The following is a 24,639-nucleotide window of genomic DNA, read 5'->3' on the forward strand; positions in this document are numbered from 1 at the left end:
CCTCCTTAGGGGTGCTGCTCCGTGGGCAGTGAGCGATCCTGCTCAATGTTCAAGTACTGCTGCATGAGGGCGGAGGCATTGCTCGCCTCGGGCTCATGCGCCAGCCCTTCTTCCATGCCCGGCGCCATGGACAAGGCGTAGGGAATCGGCGGAAGCAGGGGAGCATCCGGATCCGTGTGGATGTCGATGACGACCGGGCGATCGGCAGCGAAAGCCTGCTGGTAAGCGCCCTCAAGTTCGGCTGAGGATCTGACGGTGATGCCCAGCAGGCCGTTGAGCTCGGCGAATGCCGCGTAGTCGAAGCGCGGAAGGCCTTGGCTCTGCGGGAACCGCGGCTCGTTCTCCTTCTCCCGCTGCTCCCAGCTGACTTCGGCGAGGTCGCTGTTGTTCAGCACGGTCACCACAAAGCGAGGGCTCGTCCACTCGTGCCAGCGTCGCCCGAGAGTGATGAGCTCGTTGATCCCGAGCATCTGCATGGCACCGTCGCCGCTGAGGACTGCCACGGGCTGCCCGGGGGAGGCCTCCTTGGCTGCGATGCCGTAGGGAATCGAGCAGCCCATGCTGGCCAGAGTGCTTGAAAGGTGCGCGGTGCCCCGAGGTGGGACGATCATCTGACGGACGTACCAGTACACGCTGCTCCCGACGTCGAGAGCCAGGAGCGCGTCGTCCGGCAGGTGTGCGCTCAGGGTGCGTGCAGCTGCCTCCGGGTTGACGGCCCTCATCGTCACCTCCGCGCGCCGTTCGGCGGCGACTGTCTCCTCCTGGACCAGGCGGTGGAGAGTGTCACGCCACTCGTCCTCACCCTGGGGTTCGACCATCGCGAGGAGGCGTTCCACGGCAGCCGTCGCGTCAGCGACGACGCCCACATCGACGGGGTAGTGGTTGCCCACTTTGGCAGGGTCGTTGTCGATCTGGACGGTGGCGCACGAGCCGGGGACCGGGTAGTACTCAGTCCATGGATCGTTCGATCCGATGATCACCAGGGTGTCGCAGGACAGGAGCACCTGCGCGCTCGCCGTGGTGCCGAGGTGGCCCATGGTTCCGGCCGCCAGCGGGTGGGACTCGTCCACGTAGGGCTTGCCCAGCAGGCTGGTGGTGACGCCTGCGCCCACTTTCTCCGCCAGCTCCAGGACCTGGGGTCCGCAGGCGCGGGCGCCCTGGCCGATGAGGAAGGCGATGCGGCTGCCTGCGCGGATGACCTCGGCTGCGCGTTCGAGGTCCGATTCCTCGGGGGCGACGCGGGGCGGCTGCCAGGCGGGGGTGGTCTGCACGTAGCCGTGCTCGTGCGGGATCTCGGGGGCAGGTCCGGACTGCACGTCTTGGGGGATGATCACCACGGCGGGGCCTGAGGAGCTGAGCGCTTCTCTGAATGCTTTGTCCAGGGCCAGTGGGAGCTGTTCGGGGGTGGAGACCTGCAGGGTGAACCCGGAGACGTCTTGGAAGAGCGTGTGGAGATCGACTTCCTGCTGATCGCCTGAGCCGAGTGTGGTGGTGGGCTGCTGCCCGATGATCGCCACGACGGGGACGCTGTCGAGCTTCGCGTCGTAGAGGCCGGTGAGGAGGTGCAGCGCCCCTGGTCCCTGCGTGGCGGTGACGACGCCGGGGAGTCCGGAGTATTTGGCGTAGCCGACGGCCATGAAGGCTGCGGATTCCTCGTGCCGGGCCTGGACGAACTCGAGGGGCTGCTGGTGGTGCTGGGAGCGCCGGATGGCGCCGACCAGTGAGTTGTTGCCGTCGCCGGGGTAGCCGAAGACGTGGCTGATTCCCCATTGCGGCATTCGCGAGATGACGAAATCTGCGCCGTTGGGCTGCTGCTCGGTCACGTGTCTCTCCTCCTGACCGCGCGTGGGGCAGTGGCTGCTCGGCGCGTGATCTCAGTTCCGCACGGGTTCCCGTGAGGCTGCCTCCGACATTACGGCCGATCAGCGGCGCTGCCTAGGTCTGGAGGGGATCAGACGGGTTCCGGAGCGGTCTGCTCGGGCGCGTTCTTCGCTGGGTGGGGGTAGCCGTCGCTGACGATGTTGAACGCGTCCTGGATGAGCTCGGGGAGCTGCTCATCGGGCAGCTCCCGACGGGCCCACATTGCCAGCGACATGTTGACTGCTGAGATGGCGGCCAGAGCAACCAGGCCAGGGTAGAGATCGGTCTTCGGATCGGTGCCTGTGCACGCGGCGAGGCGGTGGGCGAGGAGCTCAATGAGTTCGAGTTCGCGCTCGATGCGGAAGCGCCGCAGGCTGGGATTCTCTGCCTCCAGCGCTGTCACCTGCGCTGCCTGTCTCAGCTGTGCGGGGTTCTCCCGGGCGTAGTCGCGCATGAGTGTGCATAGCCTCTGCAGCGGCGGGCCCTCTGGAGAGCGGGTCGCGAAATCGTCGATGACCTGTTCGACGCCCAGGTTGAATGCGCCCAGCACAGCTTCTTCTTTGGTGGCGAAGTAGTTGGAGATAGTGCGGGGGGAGACGAAGGCCTCTCGGGCGATGTCGTCGATGGTGACCTCGTCGAGGCCTCGCTCTTCGGTGAGCTTCAGTGCGGCGTCGGCGATCGTTTTGCGCGTCATCTGCTTCTTCATCTCGCGCAGACCTATACGCCCCATATCCATGCGCGAGATTATACCGCGTGACTGTGCTGCTCAACCTATTTCCCGTTCACCAAGATTCTTCTTGTGGGTGACGCGGAGATGCGAAAAAGGTGCACTTGCGAGCCTGCGGCGGCGATGGGGTTAAGTGCTGCGATCCCGGTGAGCTCAATCTGCCTGAGATCTGACCACAGAACTGGCAACTATGCATACTATGAAAGTGGGCTTAACATGCAAACTTGCAGACCACGCAAACAGATGTCAGAATTCTTTTGGATCTTGATCACGCATGGATGCAGGAATCTCGCTCCGCCGCCCTACCACTTACCTTGATGTAAAGGAATGCCTCATGATGCGCGCATACTCACTTTTCGCCACCCTTCAGTCCATGGTTTCTGAGCGTGTGGACAGCCGTAAGGACCGCGGCGCCACCGCGGTCGAGTACGGCCTGCTCGTTGGTCTGATCGCAGCGGTAATCATCCTCGCGGTTGTAGCACTCGGGGGTTATATCGAAGGCGCCTTCGAGGCGGTCAACACCGAGCTCGAGGGCAACGTTGACCCAGTTGACCCCGAGTGACCTCGACGAATAGCTAGCGTTGACAGAGAAGTTGCCGGTGGGCCCTGAGCGGGGTCCACCGGCAACTTGCGCATCATCACCACGTCGAAACATCGGGCAGCAAGAGAGGACAGCACATGAGAGCACGCACGCGCGACCGTGGTGCTTCTGCCGTGGAGTTTGCGCTCGTCGCTCCTGTCCTAGTGGCGATGCTGCTCGGGATCTTGGCCTTTGGGCATGCGTTTCACGTGCAGTCTGTTCTCTCCAATGCGGCGCGAGACGGTGTCCGGATCATGGCCCTGGCGGACACCTCGGACGACAGTGACCCCGTCACGGCGGCTACGGAGAGGACCATTGCGTCGGCGGCCCCCTCAGCCAATGTCTCCGACTCCGATATCACCTTAGAGCCCTCAGGTGGCTGCGAAACCGGCGGAACCGCAACGCTGAAGATCAACTACCCCTTAGAACTGCTGGGGCTGGGCACTCCCATCACACTGACGGGCAAGGGGACCATGCGATGCAACGGGTGAAGAACGACGACCGTGGCGCGGTCGGCATCATTGTTGCGCTGATGCTGGTCCCGATCATGATTCTTGCCGCACTGGCCATCGATGTGGCCGCAATGCACGCAGACCGCCAACAGCTGCGAACCGGCGCTGATGCAGCAGCGCTTGCCGCAGCTCAGGACTGCGCCGGAGACGACTGCGATACCACCGATGTCACCGCAGAGACCATGGCCAAGGCCAATTTCAACGGATCAGGTGCCGAAGGGTCCGTCACTCACCTCGACGAGAAAGCAGGCGAGGTCTCTGTCCAGACGAGCAGCGTTCGCGAGCACTGGTTCGGCCCAATCGTCGGCATCAACAGCACCGAGCTTGAGGCGGAGTCGAGTGCACGCTGGGGATACCCCACCGGTGGGACCGCCGTTCTTCCCCTGGCCTTCTCGTGGTGCGAACTGGTTGCCCAGTCGAACATCACGCCCCTTAAGGACGAGACGGGAACCGTCGTGGGGGTAGACATGAACGGATCCGGCGAAGAAGTCACCATCCAGCTGCCCAAACACTCCGACACGGGCTGCAACGGGCCGTCCGGAAACCCACTTCCCGGTGGATTCGGCTGGCTGACTCCCAATCCCGAGAACTGCGGCGAGACGAAGTCTGTAGTCGGCGGCGTGGTTGGAGGGGACCCCGGCAACAGCATTCCCTCAGCATGCGAAGCTCAAGACTTCGAAGACTGGATCGGCAAGACGGTGCTCCTGCCGATCTTCAACGAGGCCACGGGCGAAGGAAGCGACGCGCAGTTCCGCATATTTGGGTATGCGGCCTTCACGCTCTCCGGCTATCGATTCTCGGGCGCGGAGTACCCCGCATCTTCCTCGCCCTGCAGCGGCAGTCAACGCTGTGTCCGGGGCAGCTTCGACCGCTTCGTCGACCTCTCCGAGGACTTCGAGTACAGCCCGGACAGCCCCCGCATGGGCGCCTCCGTGGTCGCCCTGACCCCAACATCCTCCGAGTAAGGATCGCGATTGTCCCGTCGTATTCTGGCCGCCCTCATCGCAGTTGTTCTCGCAGCCATAGCTGCTGTCCTCGTCATCAACTACGTCACCCAGGCAGATGAACGAGCCATGGCCGACATGGAGCCGGAGACCGTACTCGTCGTCAGCGACCAGGTCCCCGAAGGCACCCCGGCCTCCGAGCTGGGGGAGTACGTGACCGCTGACGATGTGCCCGCGGCGACGGTGGTGGAGGGTGCGCTCACCTCGCTCGAGGACGTCTCCGGTGAGGTCACCATCACCACCCTCTACCCCGGCGAGCAGCTGGTTCCCGGACGATTCGCCCGCCCGGAAGACCTCGAGCCCGACGATGAAGTCCAAGCACCTGAGGGCTACCACCAGATCACCGTCCAGCTCCCCACCACACGGGTCATCGGCGGCCACCTCGCAGCCGGGGACACCGTCGGCTTCTACGTCAGCGGAGAGTCAGAGACGCAGCTGACCCTGCAGAAAGTTCTCGTTACCCGGGTGCAGGGCGGGGTCAGCGTCGTGGAGGACGAAGAAGGCAACGAGACCACCGAAGCCGCGGCGGACACCCTCATGGTCACGCTCGCCGTCGAAGCCCCGGACGCCAAACTCGTCGCCCACGCCGCCGAATTCCACGGGATTTGGCTGTCCCTGGAACCGGACGACGCCCCCGAGGACGAGACCGGTCCCGTCAGCCCCGAGGACGTGCTCGAATGATCCGCATCGCCGTGGCCGGTGCAGGCCCCTACGTCGAAGCCGCCTACGCCCAGGCGGCCGGCGTGGCCTACATGCCGCTGCCCGCACCCGAGTCGGAGAGCCCATCGGACCTGCTGGGACGGCTGAACGGTGCCTCAGCCCCCGAAGTCCTGGTCCTCGACTCCCGGGAGGACCCAGAGCTCTGCCTCTCGCTGGCCGCACGCTTCTCCGCAGAGCACCCGGACACCGTGCTCCTGATGATCGCCGACGACGCCGAAACCCTGGGCCTGCGCGCCATGCGAGCCGGCGTCAAGGACCTGGTGCCCGCCGACGCCGACGATCACCAGGTGGAGCAGGCGCTCGGCAGCGCCGTCCAGCTGGCAGAGAAGCTCACCGCCCGGCACGCCGCAGCCCACGACCAGGAGCCCACCGGCCGGGTCATCACGGTCGTCTCGCCCAAAGGCGGCGCCGGCAAGACGACCATCGCCACCAACCTCGCCGTCGCCTGCGCCGTCGCCGTGCCGCACTCCACCGTCATCGTCGACCTGGACCTGCAGTTCGGCGACGTCGCCACCGCCCTGAACCTCACCCCCGAGCACTTCCTCCCCGATGTGCTGCAGAGCGCGGCCAGCGGCGACACCATCGCGCTCAAGACACGGCTCACTCTGCATGAGACCGGCCTCTACGTCGTCCCCGCGCCGGAGAGCCCGGCAGCAGGGGACAGCATCACCAGCGGCCAGATCAGCCAGCTGCTCCAGCTGCTCTCCCGCGAGTTCGACTACGTGGTGGTCGACACCTCACCCGGGATCTCCGATCACACGCTCGGCGCCCTCGACCAGACCACCGACCCGCTGCTGCTCACCACGCTGAGCGTGCCCGGGGTCTCCGGGCTGCGCAAGGTGGTGGACACCCTCTCCGTGCTGCAGATGTTCACCGGCAACTACCACGTGGTGGTCAACTTCGCAGACACCTCCCACGGCGTCACCCGCAAGGACGTCAATGAGACGCTGGGCGTCGCAGTCGAAACCTCGATACCTGTGTCCAAGGCGGCGCCCGCCTCACTGAACGTCGGTGTGCCCCTCATGCAAGCGGGCACCCGAGACCCGCTGGTGAAGGCGCTGGCTCCGCTGGCCAGCAGCCTGCTCCCCGACGGCGTCGACCTGGACCGGCGCGGACGGCTTCGCGAGCGACGGAGGACATCACGATGAGCCTGTCCGAACGGCTCCAAGCAGCGCAGCGGCGTCAGCAGCATCCCAACGGCCGCTCCGCCCAGAAGTCCGCGGACACCTCCGCCGACGCCGAGACCCCTGAGGATTCCGGCCCGCCGCCGGCCACCCGGGCCGCCATCCGCAAGGCAGGCGGCGGCACCAAGAAGCCCGCCGCCCCCAAAGCCGCGGCCGAGCCAGACGATGCACTGCGGCAGCTGAAGGACGACGCCGCCGCCACGCTGTTCAAAAGGATCGGCGCCCGGCTGAATGATCCCTCGCTGGCCGAGCACCAGCTCCACTCCCTGGTCCGGGCCGAGCTGAACACCGTCATCGAGAAGTCCTCCATCCCGCTCAGCAGCGAGGAGCGACGACGGCTCACCGCAGAGGTTCAGGACGACGTCCTCGGCTACGGTCCGCTGCAGCGCCTGCTCGATGACCCTGACGTCACTGAGGTCATGGTCAACGGGCCCGATAAGATCTACATCGAGAAGTCCGGCCAGCTGCAGCAGGCCGCCAGCCGGTTCGCCTCGGAGGAGCACCTGCGGCTGGTGATCGAACGGATCGTCTCCCGCATCGGCCGTCGCATCGACGAGTCCGCCCCCATGGTCGACGCCCGGCTCCTCGACGGCTCACGCGTCAACGCCGTCATCCCGCCGTTGGCGTTCAACGGCTCATCCCTGACCATCAGGAAGTTCAGCAAGGACCCCTTCAAAGCTGCTGACCTCGTCCGGTTCGGCACGCTGAGCCCCGAGATGGTCGAACTGCTGGATGCGTGCGTGGCGGCCAAGCTCAACGTGATCGTCTCCGGGGGCACCGGCTCCGGCAAGACGACCCTGCTCAACGTCCTCTCCTCCTTCATCCCTGAGGGCGAACGCATCGTCACCATCGAGGACGCCGTGGAGCTGCAGCTGCAGCAGGACCACGTGGTCCGGCTCGAATCCCGTCCCCCCAACGTCGAAGGCAAAGGCGAGGTCAGCATCCGGGACCTGGTGCGCAACTCCCTGCGTATGCGCCCGGACCGCATCGTCGTCGGCGAGGTCCGCGGCGGGGAGAGCCTGGACATGCTCCAAGCGATGAACACCGGCCACGACGGCTCGCTCTCCACTGTGCACGCCAACTCACCCAGGGACGCCATCTCACGCCTGGAGACCCTGGTGCTCATGGCCGGCATGGACCTGCCGCTGCGCGCCATCCGTGAGCAGATCGCCTCAGCCGTGGACGTGATCGTGCAGCTCACGCGACTGCGCGACGGCACCCGCCGCGTCACCGCCGTCACCGAGGTGCACGGCATGGAGGGCCAGACCGTCACCCTCCAGGACGTCTTCCTGTTCGACTACTCCGCAGGCGTCGACGAATCCGGCACCTTCCTCGGCAAACCAGTCTCCACGGGCATTCGGCCGCGCTTCACCGATCGCTTCGAAGAAATGGGCATCACGGTGTCCCCGCACGTCTTCGCTCAGCCACCGGCCGGGACAGGCCGATGAACGAGCTGCTGGAGCAGCACCCGACCGTTGCCGCCGCCGTGGTGGCAGGCGCGCTGGCCGTCGGGCTTCTCTGCTATCTGCTGCTGTCTCCTGGGCCGGTCCGCATCCCTGTCAGCCGCAGGCGGCCCGGCTATGTGCCGAGGCCCAGTGCGCTGCAGCGGGGTGCGGCGGCTGCCACCGGTGCCATCGAGCGCGCCATGGGGCGGCGCGGCACTCCCGCGGGCGAATCCACCCTGGAACTGGCAGGGATGAAGACACGGCCGCAGGACTTCGTGTTCCTGATCCTCGTCGGCTCACTGGTCGGCGCAGCCGCAGGACTTCTGCTGAACGGCCCGCTGCTGGCGATCGTCCTCGCAGCTGTGGTGCCGCTGGTCGCCAGGATCACGCTGAGCATCCGCATCACGAAGCGCCAGAAGCAGTTCGCCGAACAGCTCGACGACTCCCTGCAGCTCATGGCATCCAACCTGCGCGCAGGCCACAGCCTTCCGCAGGCGCTCTCCTCGGTGGCCAAGGAGGCAGACAGTCCGACGGCGGAGGAGTTCGCGCGCATCGTCAACGAGACGCGCGTGGGCCGGGACCTCGGCCTCGCCCTGGACGTCACCGCGGAGCGCATGGCCAGCGAAGACTTCTCCTGGGTCACCCAGGCCATCGCCATCAACCGTGAGGTGGGCGGCAACCTCGCCGAAGTCCTCGACGGGGTGGCCGACACCATCCGTCAGCGCAACGAGATCCGCGGGCAGGTCGCCACCCTCAGCGCCGAGGGACGGCTCTCTGCCCTCATCCTCATGGTGCTTCCCTTCGGACTGGCGGCGTTTCTGCTCGTCACCAACCCCAGCTACCTCGCCCCGTTCACCGAAAGTCTGCTCGGATACGGGCTGATGGTCACGGCCGTGCTGATGCTCATCATCGGGGGACTCTGGCTGCGGAAGACCGTGGAGATCAAGTTCTGATCGCCATGCCTGACATCGTTCTGATAGCCGCCGGATGCGCCGCGCTCGCCGCGGGACTCGGCGCATGGGTCATATGGACTGCAGTGGACCCGGTCCGCCGCGGCGCCCGGGCCAACCTGCGGCGCGGCGGCGTGAGCCTCATAGCTGCCACCAGTGACGACCAGAGCACCAGGTCAGGCCGGGCCTCCGTGTCGCTGGCCCGGAGAATGACGCCTGACCTGGTCGTCAACGTGCTGGACCGTCAGCACACGCTGGCCGGGCGGCCCGCAGCATGGACCCTGGAGAAGCTGCTCACGCTGAAGCTCCTGTGGATTCCGACGGCCCTCGTGCTGAACGTGCTGATTATGCTTTCGGGCCCGGCGCCTCTGACGGTTCTGATCGCTCTGCTGGTAACGGTCGTCGTGTACTTCCTTCCGGAGCTGCTGCTCAACAGTCAGGGGCAGAAGCGCAGCCAGCAGATCGAGCTGGAGCTCGCCGATACCCTGGACCAGATGACCATCGCGGTGGAGGCGGGCCTCGGCTTCGACGCTGCCATGGCGCGCGCTGCCGAGAACGGCAAGGGGCCTCTCGCGGAGGAGCTGGTGCGCACCCTGCAGGACATTCAGATGGGCAGCTCGCGGCGGCAGGCATTCGAGAGCCTCACCGAACGCACCACCGTGACGAACCTGCGCCGGTTCGTCCGCGCCGTGATCCAGGCCGACGCCTATGGGGTCTCCATTGCTGGAGTGCTGAACACCCAAGCCGATGAGATGCGCCTGAAACGCCGGCAGCGGGCTGAGGAGAAGGCTCAGAAGATCCCTGTGAAGGTGCTTCCGCCTCTGATGCTGTTCATCCTTCCGGTGATCTTCATCGTGGTCATGGGCCCGGCTGCCATCAACATCGCCGACACCTTCGGAGGCATGTGACGGTGGACCCGCTCTGGGCTCTGCTGGTCGCGGCCATCGTCGCGGCGCTGGCCGCCTGGCTCCTCACCCCGACCGTGAGGGCCTATGACGAGGCCGGGTCAGTCTGGGTCAGAATGCGCGCGCATGTGCCGTGCGCAGCTCTGGCCGGTGCGGGCGCCGCATGGCTGGCCGGCAGCACTACGGAGCTGGTGGCGTTCGCCGCCGCCGGTGTGGGATGTTCTCTGCTGGTAGTCGTCGACCTTGCAGAGCGGCGCCTGCCTGACCCTCTGGTGCTCGGAACGTTCGCGGCTTTGGTGCTGCCGCTGACGACTGCCGCGGCCGTTCAGGGGGAATGGGGGAGTCTTGGTCGGGGTCTGCTAGCCGCACTGGCCCTCCTGCTGGGCTATTTCGTGCTCGCGCTCATCGCCCCGTCGGGTCTGGGACTCGGCGATGTGAAATTCGCGGCCGTGATTGGCCTCTTCCTCGGCTGGTTCGGCTGGACGCACCTCGCCGCGGGGACACTGCTCGGATTCATCCTCAACGGAGTCGTCGCCCTCATCGTGGTGCTCATGCGGCGCCGGGGTGAGGGCGTCGACATTCCCTTCGGACCGTCCATGGTGCTGGGCGCGGCCCTGGCCGCAGCCCTCCTGGCCTAAGCTCCCGTCTTCGGGTGACTACGTCCGAGCGGCGGAGCGCTCGTCCACGTAGTACTGGACGTCCTCCCGGCCCCAGCATTCGACATTCTTCAGCTCCGGCAGGTCGGTGTCGGTGAAGACGGGCTGCAGCCCCTGCCTGCGCTGGTCCTCGTAGTGCCGCAGCAGCTTGAACGCCTTCGGCGACAGGATGCAGATGACCACCAGGTTGAACAGCGCGATGATGATCATCGCGACTCCGGCGATGGCCCAGGCGAGGTCGACGGCGATGGTGGCACCGATGAAGACGACGGCGGTGAGCACCACGGCGAACGTCTTCCGGACCGTCTCCGAGCTCGAGAAGAACAGGACGTTGGCCTCGCCGTAGGAGTAGTTGCCCAGGATGGACGTGAAGGCGACAAGGAAGATGATCGCTGCCAAGGCGATGGCGCCGAAGACTCCGAAGGCCTGTTCCAGCGCGCTCTGTGTCAGTTCGGCACCGACGTTCGCGTCCGCCTCCATGGGGTCGGCGTACGTGACGAGAATGATGAAGGAGGTGATCGAGCAGATCAGCCAGGTGTCGAAGTACACCCCGAGCGTCTGCACGAGTCCCTGCTTGACGGGGTGGGAGACGTCTGCGGTGGCGGCTACGTTGGGCACTGAGCCCATGCCGGCCTCATTGGAGAGCATGCCGCGCTGAACGCCGGCAACGATCATCGCACCGAAGGCTCCACCGGCGATCGCTCCGAAGTCGAAGGCCTCACTGAAGATGGAGGAGATGACAGCTGGTAGCTGGTCGATGTTGATGATGACCACGAGGATGCCGAGCACCAGGTAGAGAGTGGCCATCAGGGGGACCACGTTCTGGGCCACCTGGGCCACTTTGCGCAGCCCGCCGAAGATGACGACCGTGCCCGTCAGGAGAACCAGGATGATCGCGAGTGCCCATGTGAGAGTCGCCTCGTCACCCATCTCGGCGGTCGCGGCAGCACCGGTGACGGTGTCGACGATGGTGTTGGCCTGCAGTGAGGTGAAGCTTAGTGCGAAGCAGAAGATGAAGAGCACCGCGAAGACCATGCCAGCCTTGCGGGAGCCGAGCCCGCGTTGGATGTAGTAGGCGGGCCCGCCTTTGAAGGTGTCGAACCGGCGGGTCTTGTAGAGCTGGGCCAGCGTGGATTCGACGAAGCTCGCTGAGGCGGTGAACAGCGCCATCACCCACATCCAGAACACGGCACCGGCACCGCCCATCGCAATCGCCCCGGATACGCCGGCGATGTTGCCGGTGCCCACCCGAGCCGAGGCGGTCACCGCGAAGGCTTGGAAGGCTGAGAGTGACCGGGTGCGTCCGCCGTCGTCCCGCTGTGCGCGCTGGGTGATGGACCGAAACATGTTGGGCAGGTGCCGCAGCTGCACCACGCGGGTGCCGAATGTCAGGTACAGGGCCGCGATGGTGATGACGGGGATGCCCACCCATTGCCAGGCCGGATCCTCCACGGCTTCCAGCGTGTCCACCAGCGCGTCCATCTCATACCCCTAAGAATCGGACCAGCCCCTTGTCAGGCCGGATGCGCAGTCTATCGAAGTGCCTCAGCCGGTCGAAGGGCCGTGGACGGCCGCTCGCGGGTTCAGGACTTCACGAGACGAGCGATCGCCGCAGAGGCTTCGTTGATCTTCTCGTCGGCCTCTGCCCCGCCTGCTCTGGCGGCGTCTGCGACGCAATGCTTGAGGTGGTCGTCCAAAAGTCCCAGAGCGACGTTCTCGAGGGCGGAGGTCAGCGCGCTGATCTGGGTGAGGATGTCGATGCAGTACGTGTCCTCCTCGACCATGCGCTGGATGCCTCGGGCTTGGCCCTCAATGCGCCGCAGGCGTGTGAGGTACCGGTCTTTGTCGCTGATGTAGCCGTGGCCGGTGGGGGTCTCTGTTGGCATGGTGGCTCCTAGGTGGTGAGGCTGCGGGTGGAGACGTCGGGCCGCAGGTCCAGGCGGCGCAGCAGCTGGGCGTTGAGGGCGACGACGACGGTGGATGCGGACATCAGGATCGCACCGATGCTCATGGGCAGCACGAACCCGATGGGAGCGAGCACTCCTGCGGCAAGCGGCACGGAGATGAGGTTGTACCCAGCGGCCCACCATAGGTTCTGCTTCATCTTCCGGTAGCTGGAGCGGGAGAGATCGATCACCGAAAGCACCGATCGTGGGTCGGAGCTGGCGAGGATCACCCCTGCCGAACCGATGGCCACGTCGGTGCCTGCGCCGAGGGCGATTCCGACGTCGGCTTGGGCCAGGGCGGGGGCGTCGTTGACTCCGTCGCCGACCATGGCCACTTTCTGCCCTTCCTGTTGGAGCTCTTGGACCTTGGCGGCTTTGTCCTCGGGGCGGACTCCGGCGAAGACCCGGTCGATGCCCAGCTCGGCCGCCACTGTGTCGGCGACGGCCTGGGCGTCCCCAGTGATCATGACCACCTCGGCGCCGACGGCGTGCAGGGCTTCGACGGTGGCGTGGGACTCGGGGCGAATCTCATCGGCCAGGCGCAGGGCGCCGATCACCTCGCCGTCGGCGAGCACGTGGAGGATGATCGCTCCCTCGCTTCGCCAGGTGTCGGCGACGGGCAGCTCCTCCCGGCGGCTTTCGGTGAGCAGATGGGGGCCGCCGACCTGAATCGCCTTCCCTTGGACTGTGGCGCGCACGCCGACGGCTGGGGATGAGGAGAAGTCTTCGGCAGCGGGGACCTCCAGGCTGCGATGCTGCGCTGCGCCGACGATGGCGCGGGCCAGCGGGTGCTCGCTGTCACTCTCGGCTGCCGCGGCCAGGGCCAGTACCTCATTCTCACCGTATCCCTGGGCAGGTTCGACACCGGTGACGGTGGGCTCTCCCTTGGTGAGGGTGCCGGTCTTGTCGAACAGCACCGCATCCACGGTGCGCATCGATTCCAGGGCGAGCCGGTCCTTGATGAGCACCCCGCCCCGGGCGGCCCGTTCGGTAGCGATGGAGACCACCAGCGGGATCGCCAGGCCCAGGGCGTGCGGGCAGGCGATGACCAGCACGGTGATGGTGCGCACCACCGCCGCCTCGGGCATGCCGAGCAGCATCCAGGCCGCAGCCGTGAGAACGGCTGCGACCAGCGCGAACCAGAACAGCCACCCGGCGGCCGTGTCGGCGATGCGCTGGGCACGGGAGGACGATGCCTGAGCATCGGCCACCAGGCGCTGAATGCCGGCCAGAGCTGTGTCGTCGCCGGTGGCGGTGATGCGCACCCGGATGCCGGAATCGGTAGCAACAGTTCCGGCGACGACACGGTCGCCGTCCGTGCGGCGGACTGGCTTGGACTCACCGGTGACCATCGACTCGTTCATATGCGCCGACCCGTCGACGACCTCACCATCAGCGGGCACAGAGGAGCCGGGGCGGACGATCACCACATCATCGACCACCAGCTCATCCGGTGAGACCTTTTCCACGCCCTGATCGGTGACCTTCTCCGCCTCGTCGGGCAGCAGCTCCGCCAGCGAATCCAACGCTGAGCTGGTGCGGGCCAAGGAGCGCATTTCGATCCAGTGGCCCAGCAGCATGATGACCACCAGCAGGGCAAGCTCCCACCAGAAGTTCAGCTCATGGTCCAGCAGGTGCAAGCTCGCGCCCCAGGAGGCGATGAACGCCACGGTGATGGCCAGCCCGATCAGCAGCATCATGCCCGGTTTGCCGGAACGGATCTCTGAGACGGCCCCGGTGAGGAACGGCCGGCCTCCCCAGGCGTAGATCACGGTGCCCAGGACGGGGGAGACCCACCACACCCATTCCGCCTCGGGCAGGGGATATCCGAGCAGATTCGCGAACATCTCGTTGAACCCCACCACCGGCACTGCCAGCCCCAGCATGATCCAGAACAGCCGGCGGAACTGCCCGACGTGATCACCATGATCCCCATGACCACCATGTTCGGCATGAGCCGAGTGGTCGTGCTCGTCATGGTTCTGCTCGGCGTCGCCTTCATGGTGCATGGCATGGCCGTGGTGTGCGTGCTCGTGCTCTGTCATGGGTTCCTGACCCTTCTCCCACAGGCTCTCGGCCCGTTCGATCCCTGGCTGCCGGGTGCTGTTGTCCTTTTATGACTATACCCCAATGGGGTATCGATGTATACGGGGCGGGGGTATGTCGAACTGCTGGATCTGCGAACATGCCGTGCGCTCGATGTGCCCTCGTGATCAGCCCAGCCATTGGGCGAAGGCGAATGCCAGCAGGCCGCCAAGAGTCACGTAGAGTGCCGCGAGCGGAAATATGGAGCGCAGCACTCGGCCCTCCTGACCGGTCAGCCCTACGGTCGCGACGGCGGCCACGATGTTGTGGGGACAGATGATGTTGCCCGCAGAGGCTCCGAATCCCTGCGCCCCCAGCAGCGGCAGCGCAGGAAGGTCCGCCGCGCGCGCGGTCGTGGCCTGGAGCTCGGTGAAGAGCACATTCGACGCTGTCGCTGAGCCTGTCACGAAGGTCCCGAAGGCGCCGACCGCGGGGGAGAGCAGAGGCCATGCCGCCCCGATCCCTGCAGCCGCAAAGGCCAGCTCGTTCGTCATGCCCGCATGGGACATCGTGCGCGCAATGGTGATCATCGCGACCAGCGCCACCAGGACCGGGCCCAGCTGCCGGGTCGCAGTCACGATCGCGTGGGCAGCGTCGCGTCCTGACGTGCGCTGCAGGACCGCCCCGGCTGCGAAGGCCACCGTCAGCAGCATCGCCGGATGGGACAGGGGCTGAACGCTGCCGGAGAAGCCCAGGCCGGTCTCCCATTCGACCACCACGCTCCCCAAGGCATCAACGACCGGAGGGATCAGGCGGGTCCCGAGGACCAGCAGAACAAGGACCAAGTATGGGGACGCTGCGCGCAGCATGTCGCCCGGGCTCGACCGTTCCGCATAGATGCAGCCGGTGGCGACGGCCTCGATGTTCCGTCGTCGCAGCAGGACAGCGGCGAAGATCCCGACGCCGATCAGTGCGCCCCCCAAGGTGGGCAGCTCGGGTCCTATGAATACGGCGATCAGGCCGTAGGGAACCAGGAACGAGACGGCGGCGAGGATTCCCCACGTCCACAGCCGCTGGGTGCCGGGCAGGGCACTCCTGATGGTGATGATCAGCGCAGTCATCAGCAGGCCGCCGAGGACGACGTGGTACGGAGCTGTGGCCCTGGCCAGCTCTGACCCCGAATAGTCCACGAGGGCGCTCTGGGCCAGCACGGGCGTGCCGATGGCGCCAAACGAAACGCCTGCGGCGTGCCCGAGCATCGCGGCGACGACTGCCTGAACCGGCGGGAACCCTGCCGCCACCAGGAAGGGTGCCGCCAGCGCCACGGGAGTGCCGAAGCCCGCCGCGCCCTCAAGGAAGAGCGCGAAGAACCATGCCACCATGAGCGCCCCCAGCCGAGGGTCCGGGTGCAGGCGCGCCAGACCCGCCTGCAGTCGGTCGGATGCGCCCGTGCGCTGCTGGAGGTAGTGGATGCCCAGGGCGGGTCCGATGATGCCAGCCACCGCAGCGGCGATGAACGTCGCCTCAGCAAGCACCCCACCCGTGCCGGAGAGGATGCTGAACTGGTCAGCCGGCCCCCCGAAGCCGAACGCCGCCACCGCGAGCGCGAGGGTGACGACTGACGTCACCAGCCCCGCACGGGCGGCCGACCATCCGACAGCGGTCATGAGCACCAGGACGAGCAGCACCGGTACGGCTGCGAGAAGCGCCAGCATGTCGTCGTCGGCTAGCCCGCCGGGTCGATATTCGCCGTCGCGGCGGCCGCGGCGCTCGTCATGCCTGCTGCTGGGGCTCGGGCTGGTCGCTGAGCCGCTCGTCCTTCAGATCCGGGACGATCATGACTGGGCCGGCGGCCCGCAGCACCACCCCACGGGACACCGAGCCCATGAGTGCCCCGGTGAACCCGCTGCGCCCTCGAGTGCCCACCACGGTCAGCTGAGCATCACGAGCAGCTGCGATCAGCTGGGCAATGGGATCGCCCGGGTCGACGGCCGCCTCGATCGTGAGGTGAGGGAAGTGGGTGCCGATCCATGCTGCTTCGGCCTGCAGATCACGCTCCAGCTCAGCCTTCCTGCGCTGGACGACCCCTTCTCCCAGGGGGTCCAGCTCGGGGTACCACTCCAACCACCCTTTGAGGGCGGGCAGAGCCATCAGCAGCCGAAGCGTCGTGCCTCGGTCATCCGCTGCCTGGGCGGCGTGCAGAGCCGCTACCCGGCTGTGCCGAGACCCATCCATCCCCACGATCACCGGACGGGAGTCCGGTTGCGGTGCGAAACGGGCAGCGCCCTCCGCGTCGCTCACCTTGAAGTGCCGGGGCACAACGATGGTGGGACAGCCGGCGTGGGCCGGCAGGGCTGAGGAGACTGATCCCAGCATGCGCCCCAGAAAGCCGCCGTGGCCGCGGGCCCCGACCACCATGAGCTCGGCCGACCGGGAGAGCTCCTTGAGCACCCCGGCGGCGTCGCCCCGGGCGCTGCGGTAGTCGACTTTGCCTGGGTAGCCCTGCAGGTAGCGCCGCGCGTCATTGAGCACAATCGCGGCTGCTTCGAGGGCGTGCGTGGCGTCGGACTCCTCGGGAAGGGCCGCCAGGGTTGCGTAGACCTGAACGGGAATCTTGAACGCTGTGACAACTGTCAGCGCCCGTCCGCTGCGCTGTGCTTCTAGGGCGCCGTAGTGGAGGGCCAGGATGGACTGGGTTGAGCCGTCGAAGCCGACGACCACACCCAGCTCTCGGGAGGAGCGCTCGAACGCGATGGGCTCTGGCGTCGGGTACGGGTCGATGTTCATACTGCTCACCCTGCCCCAAGGAGAACGGCCCAAGTAGGGTCCAAGGTCCCACGTGATGGTGCGGTTGAAAGGTCCGCCCACGCGAGGGGCGTGCTGACGGAGCACTCGGTCTCTTCGACCAGGGGAACGGTGACCCTCAGGAGACCGTCGGAGAACTCGGCTGCGGCGCTCTCCACCCGGCTCTCCGGCGGGAGGGTCACGCTGCGATAGAAGCCGCTGCTTCCTCGAACCGCATACTTCTCGTCGGCTTTTTCGTACCGCTCCGCCTGGATGAGCAGGTGACCTGTGCTGATGGTCAGCGTGATGTCCTCGGGCCCGAAGTGCGGCAGAAGCGCTTCGACGACGATCGCGCCGCGGTCTTCGCTGCGGACGCTGAACGTGTGCAGCTTTCCGCGCAGGATCCGAAGGATGTCAGCCTCGGGGACGTCCACGCGAGGCATTTCGGCGCCGGTGAAGGGATCGCATCGCACTAGGGTCTCCGCCATGGGCTCTCTCCTGCTCTCGGTGGTTTCGAGGGTCAGCGGTGGCTGCGCCTACTCTCCGCCAGGACCCGATCTCGCCATAGGGTCCTTGGTCCCATGGCAGCCTCACCGGCACCGGCGCGCGCGAGCGGACCCTCACGGCCCTGGCTCCAGGGTGCGCGGCTACGTGGACGAAGGGCCGGCCCGTCGTGCGGCGCCGTACGCGGCGACCTGCGTGCGGCGCTGCATCCCCAGTTTGGTGAGCAGCCCCGAGACGTAGTTCTTGACGGTCTTCTCCGCCAGCCCTAAGTGTTCCCCGATCTGACGGTTCGTCAGCCCGTCGGTGATCAGCTGCAGAACCTGAGACTCCCGGAGGGTGAGGTCGCCGGCGGGGGCGTCGGAGCTGGCCGGCTGGTCCGCGATGGACCTGCGCACCCGCTCCGCTAGGTCGCGGCTGATGAGGTTCTCGCCGCGGGAGACCCGGTGGATCGCGTCGATCAGGTTCCGGTTCCTGATGTTCTTCAGGACATGGCCCGAAGCTCCGGCCATGACCGCGGCGACGCTTGCCGCGTCATCGTCGTAGCCGGTGAGGATCAGGCAGCGGATGTCCGGGTGGTCTGAGCGGATGCTGCGGCACAGGTCGATGCCGCTGCCATCCGGAAGGTGGACATCGAGCACGGCGACGTCCGGGCGTACTGCTGGAATGCGGACCAGGGCTTCCCTCACCCCGGCGGCTTCGCCCACGATCTCCAGGCCCGGCTCGGCGTTGAGAAGCTGCGCGATGCCGTGCCGGACGATCTCGTGGTCGTCGACGAGGAAGACCCGGGTCATGGAATCTCCTTCACCAGCGGGACGGTCCACTGCACTCGAGTCCCGCCGAGCTCGTTCGGGCTGACGGTGAATGCTCCGCCGTGCGCGCGGGCCCTCGCAGCGAGATTGTCCTTGCCGCTTCTCCGGTCCGAGTGGGCTGAGAGGCCGACGCCGTCGTCGTCGACGGTGAGCGTGACGTCGGACTCTGCGGCGCTGATCTCGATGCGGACTGCCTTCGCGTCCGCGTGCCGGGCGATGTTCGTCAGCGACTCCCGCAGGACGGCCACCAGGTCGTCTGCCAGCGAGCGGGAGACGACGAGGTCCACCGGTCCGGCGAAGGCAAGTCGCGGCATGGTTGCCAGCCTCCCCGAGAACTCGGTCACCACACTGAGGAGGCGGTGCCTGGGAGTGTCGGAGGAGGAGCGGGTCTGGAGGGTGAAGACGGCTGTACGAATATCCGATATGGCGGCATCGATGAGAGCGACCTGTTCCTCCATCGCGTCAGCGCATTCGGGGTGTGCCGAGGCGTGCGCCTGCAGACCGAGTCCCGCACCGAAGAGTCGCTGGATCACATGATCGTGCAGATCCCGGGCGATGCGCGTGCGATCCTCGACGATCTCAAGACGGTGCCGATCGGCTCGGGCCCACGCCAGCGCGACGGCGAGACTGGCCTGGCCGGCGAACTCCGAGAGCAGGGTGAGGTCCTCGGCGGCGAACGGTGCCCGCTGCTCAGCGCGGGTGACGCACAGGGCAGCGGCACGGTGTCCCTGGACCTCCAGGGGCACGGCCATCACTGAGGCCTGGGGCACCTCGGCGACGAACGGCCCCGGCTCGCCCAGTGATTCTGAGGAGATGCTGGGCTGGCCGTCCATCGCTCGGGGGACAGCACCGTCGTGGGGCCGGAGCCCGATGCCTTCGACGAGCGCCGCGCCGGTGCCCCACGCATCCTGGACGCGCAGCTCCTCGTCGTCACCGTCGGAGACGATCACGCTGGCCATGTCTGCCTCGGTGAGTGAGGCCAGGTGCTGTGTGAGAATCCCGAATGCGTCATAGTGCGGCGATGCCAGCAGCGCAGCCGTGACCTCGTTGAGCGTCTCGCTCAGCCGCTGGGCACGGCGGGCCTCGCCGTACTGTCTGGCGTTGCTGATCGCGATTGCCGCGGTGGCTGCCAGGGTGGTGACGAGGTCCTCATCGTCGGAGGTGAAGGGACCGCCTGCACGGTTGGTGAGGTAGAGGTTGCCGAACGTCTCACCGTCAATGGTGATCGGGACACCCAAGAAGGTGTCCATGGGTGGATGGTTCTCGGGAAAACCGACCGCTCTGGGGTCTGTGTTGAGATCTCGCAGCCGGATCGGGCAGGCGCTGTCGATGACTGCGCCGAGGACCCCGTGCCCCTCAGGCAGATGCCCGATGCGCTCCACAGTGTCTTCGGGCATGCCGATGTGAATGAACTTCTCCAGCCCGCCGCAGGAGGACAGCACCCCGAGTGCACCGTACTGGGCCTCGACGAGAGCCACGGCCGATTCGGCGATCTGGCGCAGCACATGCTCAAGGTCCAGTTCGCCGGTGACGCGCTGGCTTGCCTCCACGAGGTTTCGAAGCCGTCGCTGCGCCGTCTGAGGCCGAAAGTCGGGCACCGCATTCTGCGGCGTCGGCCATGTCACCGAGTCCTTTCTCGGTGCGCCATCACCAGAATGCGGAACAGACATCGTGGTCCTCAAATGAGCAATTTCGGACGGGACGGGCTGGGGCCCATTGTACGGTCCGGACCCGCTTCGACACTCTACGGGCATCCTTCTGAGCAGGGACGTCGAGGGACTTTAGACCCTACTGCGAGGCCGACATGAGGTCTACGGTCAGGCTATGAATCCTTCGAACGAAGTGCATGAGGGCCGTACCCCCGGTGTTCTGGTGGGCCTGGACGGCTCACCCGACAGCGAGCGAGCATTCCGCGCAGCGCTGCGGATCGCGGAGAAGCGGGGACTTCCCCTGCGGCTGGTGGGAACTTTCGCGTACCCGGTGGTGACGGATGCCTTCTATGTGCCGTCGATGATCGAGTTCCTCGACATTGTGGTGGGGGAGACCCAGAAGGTGCTCGACGGGTACGCAGCGCAGGCGGAGGAAGTCGGAGTTGAGGTCTCCACCCTGGCTGTGGAGAGCGACCCGGCAGCAGCGCTGGTCAGGGAGAGCCGCTCCGCTGAGGTGGCGGTGGTCGGCAAGCGCGGTCGGAACAGGTTCACCGGGCGCATGCTGGGCAGCGTCTCGGCGAAGCTGGCCGCGCACAGCCACTGTCCGACGCTTGTCATACCGGCTAAGTGGGAAGCAGGAGCCACGGAGGAGCTTCTCGCTCCGGCCCAGGAGCACGCCAGCGCCGAGGGGGTCCCGGAGGAGCCGATGACCGCAATGGAGGAGTCGGCGCCTCGAAGGCATACACGCCGGAGGTTCTCCAACGTCTCCCATGACTTCAACTTCGACTCAGAGGTCGTGGCAGGCGTCGACGTCGACAGCGCCTCCACCGACGTGGTGGATGCGGCCGCGCAGGCGGCTCAGCTGTGGGAGCGGCCTCTGACGCTGCTCTCTGCGGCTCCGTTGGATGGTGTGCATTGGTATCCCAACACGGTGGAGTACAACCTTGAGCTGCCCAGCCTGCGCCGCTACTACACCGATCACCTGCAGAAGATGGCCCAGTACGTGGCTGAGAAGTTCCCGGATGTGGCCGTGCGGTGGCAGTTCATCGACGGGTCAGCGTCCGGGGCAGTCTCCGAGGCCTCCCGGACCGCGGGGCTGGTGGTGATCGGCACCCGCGGCCGCGGAGGCTTCGCCGGGCTGCTGCTCGGATCGGTCAGCCAGTCCGTGCTCAACCGCTCAGCATGCCCCGTGCTCGTGGTGCCCACCCACAAGGACTGACGGTCAGGGCCTGCACTTAAGTCAGCGCCGCGCGTTCGTTTGAGGCGTCAGTCCGTTACCAGTCGGTGCCCAGATACGCCCCACTTGCCTCCAGTCGCTTCTGCAGTTCTGCAACATTCACGTCGCTGGCGCCTACGTCGGACTTGAGTGCAAGATCCGCAGCAGTTCCTGCAGCTTGACCCATGACGAAGCAAGGGCCGGTCACCCGACCAGAGGACTGTCCGATTTGTGTCATCGATGCGCACCTCCCGGCAACGAGAAGATTGTCTGCTCCCTCGGGGACGAGCATGCGATAGGGCAATTGATTGAAACCCCGAGAGTCACGGTTTGCGAAGCGGAATTCCACGTCGCCGTGTACGTGCGCTTCGACGGGCCATCCGTTGACGCCGATGGTGTCGGCCATGTCGGCGCACTCAAGAACATCTGCTTCGGTCAGCTGGTACGGACCGACTATGCGACGGGTCTCGCGGATTCCGATTTGCGGGGCGATGTCGACAATGTAGGAGTCCTCAAAGCCGGGTGTGCGCTCCTGAATGAACGCGAATGCATCCTTCACCTGCTGGCGACCCTGAATCTCTCCGTGAGTGAGTTGGCGAACGTCGGTGCCGTCAACGGCGGCACCATCTTGGTTGCTCAGCTGAGTTAGATTCGAGCGCCATTCGAGCGGGTTGCGCTGCGGACGCACAATTGGCTTCTTACGCGGGAACGTGTGGGTGCCTGCAGCTTCAGCCTCCTCCATCAGCCGACGTACCGTGACCCAGGCGCTGCCTGCTGCTGCTGGGTCCACACCATTTATTCGGAACATAAGCGATGGGTAGAGCAGCTGCTCCGATTTCTCATACGCAGCGCCCGACCATGCTGCAATATCCGCGTCACCGGACGCGTCGATGAAGAAACGTCCTCGCACCACGCCCGGACCAGACTTTGACTCGATGATGACTCCGTCCAGCGCACCGTCATCCGCCATCACCACACCAGTCGCTGTAGCGTGGAAAATCAGCTCGGTGCCGCCCGCGAGCACGAGCTCATCGGCAGCGATCTTGTAGGCCGAGATGTCGAAAGCCTGGGCCATGATCCGATTGTCCACTGAGAGGTGAGGTTCACTGAGCCCTTCGAGTGCTTCGAGGCGGTCCAGAAGTTCGTCAGCATACCCCCGCACGACGCGCACATCCTCGCCGTGAATGCGAGCATGCAGCCCGCAGAAGGTTGAGAGCCCGCCCATCGTTCCCGCTCCACCGAGAAAGCCGTACCGCTCGATGAGGACAACTGACCGACCAGCACGGGAAGCGGCCGTGGCGGCCATCAGGCCCGAGGGGCCGCCGCCAATAACGACTACGTCGTATTCGCCCACAACGGGTGCGGTCCGCTCTGGCAGATTGATAGTGCGGCTCATGAATTTACCTCCGTAGTGGGTGCCTCAACGTCTTCTTGTTCGTCAGCTTTCGTACACGACCCGGTGGCGTGGCAAGAGAGAACCGCGCCGCATGAGAGTGGACGAACGAGTTTGCGGTACTGCGTCAGGTAGCCGTTGCCTGTGTCCTGCTGATCGGCTGGTACATAGGTTTCCCGCGCGGCAAGCTCATCGTCGGCGACGAGAAGGTCAAGCCTGCCTTCAGCGATGTCGATTTCGATGACGTCGTCGTCGCGCACTCGACCCAGAGGGCCGTCGACGATGCCCTCTGGTGAGACTTCACCGACGGTCACGCCCTGGTTGACCAGACCGCTGAACTGACCGTCGGTGACGAAAGCAACTTGGTCAGCCAGACCGCGAGCGTTCAAGGCAAAGATGAATGACGAGGTGAATCCGAGCGCTGGTCCCCCCACCGCACCGATGCCGCGAATAATGGCAACATCGCCAGGTCGCAGCCTTCCATCTGAGATCCCTTCGATCGCGTCCTCACGACTGGTGAAGACGCGGGCGGGTCCGGTGAACTGCTTAGGTCCGGGGTCTGGCACGGGGCGCTTGGCCACCCCGCCTCCGGGTGCGAGTGAACCGCGCAGTACGACGATTGCCGGGTCGGTGCTGAATGGTGTCGCGATCCCGCGGATGGCTTCACCATCTGCGGGAGACGCTGCCTCGGCGTTCTCGGCCAAAGTCTTGCCCGTAACGGTCAGCGCGTCGCCTTCGAGCAGCGGCATCAGCTCACGAAGTATGGTCGCACCGCCCCCTGCGTCCTCGAATTCTTCCGTCAGCGTCGACCCATTCGGCCTTACTGAGCACAGGACCGGAGTGGTTGGTCCCAGAGCACGGAACGCCTCCCATACATCGACGTCGAGCCCCGCCTCCACCGCGACGGCTTGAAGGTGCTTGATCGTGGTGGTCGAGCCGCCGATGGCCAGCATGGCGCGAACGGCGTTCCGAATGGATTCAGTGGTGATGATGTCGCGTGGTCGCACGTCGCGGTGGATCATGTCCACCAGCGCGGCCGCCGAACGGCGAACGCTGTCCCACATGCGTGGGCTGTTCGCGCGAACGGGAGCGGCTCCCGGGACGGCCATGCCCAGGGCCTCCGCCGCGATGTGCATTGAATTGGCTGTGGCCAATCCTGCGCATACGCCGGGGCCCAGGATGGCGTCGTCGGCAAGCTCCTGCAAGTGATCCGTGGGCTCCTTTGTGACGGCAGCCATCGCTGCCTGCAAGAAGATCTCCTCCACGTCAGCTTCGCGCCCTTCGGCCAGTCCACTGTGCTGGTAGCCGCAGGGGATGATCACGGTCGGCACATTGAGACGGCCGGCTGCCATCAGATGAGCGGGCGTGGTCTTGTCGCACGAGCTGAGTGCAATGATCGCATCGAGCTGCGCACCCTCCACGGCAACTTCCACATCGTTCACCATCAGGTCGCGACTGGACAGGACGTAGCTTCCCCCGCTCCCTGCACTCGTGATGAAGTCGGAGGGCGCTGCTGTATGGATTTCGAACGGAAGCACGCCCAGGGAGCGCAGCTCCTTCTTGAGCACCGGGACGATGTCGTCCAAGTGGGCGAAGCAGGACGCCAGGTCGGACGAGCTGTTGACGATAGCTACCTTTGGTCGGTCCAACTCCTTCGCGGAGATTCCGAGCGGGCGCCATTCGGCTCGTCTGGCAATGCCGAGGGCGGATGAGGGCGAAAAGTTGCTTCGCAGGTCTACCATGTCTGTCTCCTTAGTGGCGACTTTGGTC

22 protein-coding genes are annotated in these 24,639 nt (G+C 66.0%); 10 read left to right on the forward strand and 12 right to left on the reverse strand.

Annotated features, from left to right (window positions below; translation table 11 throughout):
- Nucleotides 1–5: 5 nt before the first annotated feature.
- The gene (locus FS388_RS10215; RefSeq protein WP_146341319.1) at nt 6–1,823 is read right to left on the reverse strand and encodes a thiamine pyrophosphate-binding protein; all 1,818 of its coding nucleotides are present in this window, start codon (nt 1,821–1,823) and stop codon (nt 6–8) included.
- Between the two features lie 128 nt (nt 1,824–1,951).
- Nucleotides 1,952–2,596: a TetR/AcrR family transcriptional regulator gene (locus FS388_RS10220; protein WP_146341320.1), complete on the reverse strand. Its 645-nt coding sequence runs from the start codon at nt 2,594–2,596 to the stop codon at nt 1,952–1,954.
- Nucleotides 2,597–2,960: 364 nt separating this feature from the next.
- On the opposite strand from FS388_RS10220, the gene FS388_RS10225 reads away from it, so the two are divergent.
- From FS388_RS10225 to FS388_RS10265, 9 genes are all read left to right on the forward strand, one after another.
- The gene (locus FS388_RS10225; protein ID WP_246836187.1) at nt 2,961–3,149 is read left to right on the forward strand and encodes a Flp family type IVb pilin; all 189 of its coding nucleotides are present in this window, start codon (nt 2,961–2,963) and stop codon (nt 3,147–3,149) included.
- A gap of 116 nt (nt 3,150–3,265) precedes the next feature.
- On the forward strand, nt 3,266–3,658 hold the full coding sequence (locus tag FS388_RS10230) for a TadE family protein (protein WP_146341322.1): 393 nt from the start codon (nt 3,266–3,268) through the stop codon (nt 3,656–3,658).
- A complete protein-coding gene (locus FS388_RS10235) occupies nt 3,646–4,644 on the forward strand; it encodes a pilus assembly protein TadG-related protein (RefSeq protein ID WP_146341323.1) in 999 nt (332 codons plus the stop codon). The genes FS388_RS10230 and FS388_RS10235 overlap by 13 nt, the downstream gene beginning before the upstream one ends.
- A gap of 9 nt (nt 4,645–4,653) precedes the next feature.
- Entirely contained in the window at nt 4,654–5,364 is a 711-nt protein-coding gene (locus FS388_RS10240; RefSeq protein ID WP_146341324.1) for a Flp pilus assembly protein CpaB, read from the forward strand.
- Nucleotides 5,361–6,551 (forward strand): AAA family ATPase, encoded by a 1,191-nt coding sequence (locus FS388_RS10245; protein ID WP_146341325.1) that lies wholly within the window; start codon nt 5,361–5,363, stop codon nt 6,549–6,551. The genes FS388_RS10240 and FS388_RS10245 overlap by 4 nt, the downstream gene beginning before the upstream one ends.
- A complete protein-coding gene (locus tag FS388_RS10250) occupies nt 6,548–8,035 on the forward strand; it encodes a CpaF family protein (protein ID WP_146341326.1) in 1,488 nt (495 codons plus the stop codon). The genes FS388_RS10245 and FS388_RS10250 overlap by 4 nt, the downstream gene beginning before the upstream one ends.
- Nucleotides 8,032–8,985 carry a type II secretion system F family protein gene (locus FS388_RS10255; protein ID WP_146341327.1) on the forward strand — a complete coding sequence of 318 codons (954 nt, stop codon included), beginning with the start codon at nt 8,032–8,034 and terminating at the stop codon, nt 8,983–8,985. The genes FS388_RS10250 and FS388_RS10255 overlap by 4 nt, the downstream gene beginning before the upstream one ends.
- A gap of 5 nt (nt 8,986–8,990) precedes the next feature.
- Nucleotides 8,991–9,890 (forward strand): type II secretion system F family protein, encoded by a 900-nt coding sequence (locus FS388_RS10260; protein WP_146341328.1) that lies wholly within the window; start codon nt 8,991–8,993, stop codon nt 9,888–9,890.
- On the forward strand, nt 9,887–10,525 hold the full coding sequence (locus FS388_RS10265) for an A24 family peptidase (RefSeq protein ID WP_210410184.1): 639 nt from the start codon (nt 9,887–9,889) through the stop codon (nt 10,523–10,525). The genes FS388_RS10260 and FS388_RS10265 overlap by 4 nt, the downstream gene beginning before the upstream one ends.
- An 18-nt stretch (nt 10,526–10,543) precedes the next feature.
- Here the strand turns inward: FS388_RS10265 and FS388_RS10270 are convergent, their stop codons facing one another.
- The 8 genes from FS388_RS10270 to FS388_RS10305 all read right to left on the reverse strand — a co-directional run bounded on the left by FS388_RS10270 (nt 10,544) and on the right by FS388_RS10305 (nt 20,236).
- Nucleotides 10,544–12,025, reverse strand: a complete 1,482-nt coding sequence (locus tag FS388_RS10270; RefSeq protein WP_146341329.1) for a sodium:alanine symporter family protein — start codon at nt 12,023–12,025, stop codon at nt 10,544–10,546.
- 101 nt (nt 12,026–12,126) lie between these two features.
- Nucleotides 12,127–12,429, reverse strand: a complete 303-nt coding sequence (locus FS388_RS10275) for a metal-sensitive transcriptional regulator (protein ID WP_146341330.1) — start codon at nt 12,427–12,429, stop codon at nt 12,127–12,129.
- A gap of 8 nt (nt 12,430–12,437) precedes the next feature.
- Complete coding sequence (locus FS388_RS10280) at nt 12,438–14,534, reverse strand: heavy metal translocating P-type ATPase (RefSeq protein ID WP_210410185.1); 2,097 nt, start codon at nt 14,532–14,534, stop codon at nt 12,438–12,440.
- Between the two features lie 168 nt (nt 14,535–14,702).
- The gene (locus FS388_RS10285; RefSeq protein ID WP_146341331.1) at nt 14,703–16,229 is read right to left on the reverse strand and encodes an L-lactate permease; all 1,527 of its coding nucleotides are present in this window, start codon (nt 16,227–16,229) and stop codon (nt 14,703–14,705) included.
- Nucleotides 16,230–16,287: 58 nt separating this feature from the next.
- Complete coding sequence (locus FS388_RS10290; protein ID WP_146341332.1) at nt 16,288–17,301, reverse strand: universal stress protein; 1,014 nt, start codon at nt 17,299–17,301, stop codon at nt 16,288–16,290.
- A 5-nt stretch (nt 17,302–17,306) separates the two neighbouring features.
- Nucleotides 17,307–17,786, reverse strand: a complete 480-nt coding sequence (locus FS388_RS10295) for an Hsp20/alpha crystallin family protein (RefSeq protein ID WP_146341333.1) — start codon at nt 17,784–17,786, stop codon at nt 17,307–17,309.
- Nucleotides 17,787–17,945: 159 nt separating this feature from the next.
- Nucleotides 17,946–18,593 carry a response regulator transcription factor gene (locus tag FS388_RS10300; RefSeq protein ID WP_146341334.1) on the reverse strand — a complete coding sequence of 216 codons (648 nt, stop codon included), beginning with the start codon at nt 18,591–18,593 and terminating at the stop codon, nt 17,946–17,948.
- Nucleotides 18,590–20,236 carry a GAF domain-containing protein gene (locus FS388_RS10305; protein WP_168198686.1) on the reverse strand — a complete coding sequence of 549 codons (1,647 nt, stop codon included), beginning with the start codon at nt 20,234–20,236 and terminating at the stop codon, nt 18,590–18,592. Before FS388_RS10305 ends, FS388_RS10300 begins: the two co-directional genes overlap by 4 nt.
- 199 nt (nt 20,237–20,435) lie before the next feature.
- Between FS388_RS10305 and FS388_RS10310 the strand changes: the two genes are divergently transcribed.
- Nucleotides 20,436–21,479, forward strand: coding sequence for a universal stress protein (locus tag FS388_RS10310; RefSeq protein ID WP_146341336.1), 1,044 nt, complete (start codon nt 20,436–20,438; stop codon nt 21,477–21,479).
- A gap of 55 nt (nt 21,480–21,534) precedes the next feature.
- Here FS388_RS10310 and FS388_RS10315 read toward each other — a convergent pair whose 3' ends face one another.
- Together FS388_RS10315 and FS388_RS10320 are read right to left on the reverse strand one after the other, a co-directional pair.
- A complete protein-coding gene (locus FS388_RS10315; RefSeq protein ID WP_146341337.1) occupies nt 21,535–22,872 on the reverse strand; it encodes an FAD-dependent oxidoreductase in 1,338 nt (445 codons plus the stop codon).
- Complete coding sequence (locus tag FS388_RS10320; RefSeq protein ID WP_146341338.1) at nt 22,869–24,611, reverse strand: dihydroxy-acid dehydratase; 1,743 nt, start codon at nt 24,609–24,611, stop codon at nt 22,869–22,871. The genes FS388_RS10315 and FS388_RS10320 overlap by 4 nt, the downstream gene beginning before the upstream one ends.
- Nucleotides 24,612–24,639 lie beyond the last annotated feature (28 nt).

The sequence above is a fragment of the Nesterenkonia sp. NBAIMH1 genome, assembly GCF_007922635.1.
In the GTDB taxonomy this organism is placed as follows: domain Bacteria; phylum Actinomycetota; class Actinomycetes; order Actinomycetales; family Micrococcaceae; genus Nesterenkonia; species Nesterenkonia pannonica.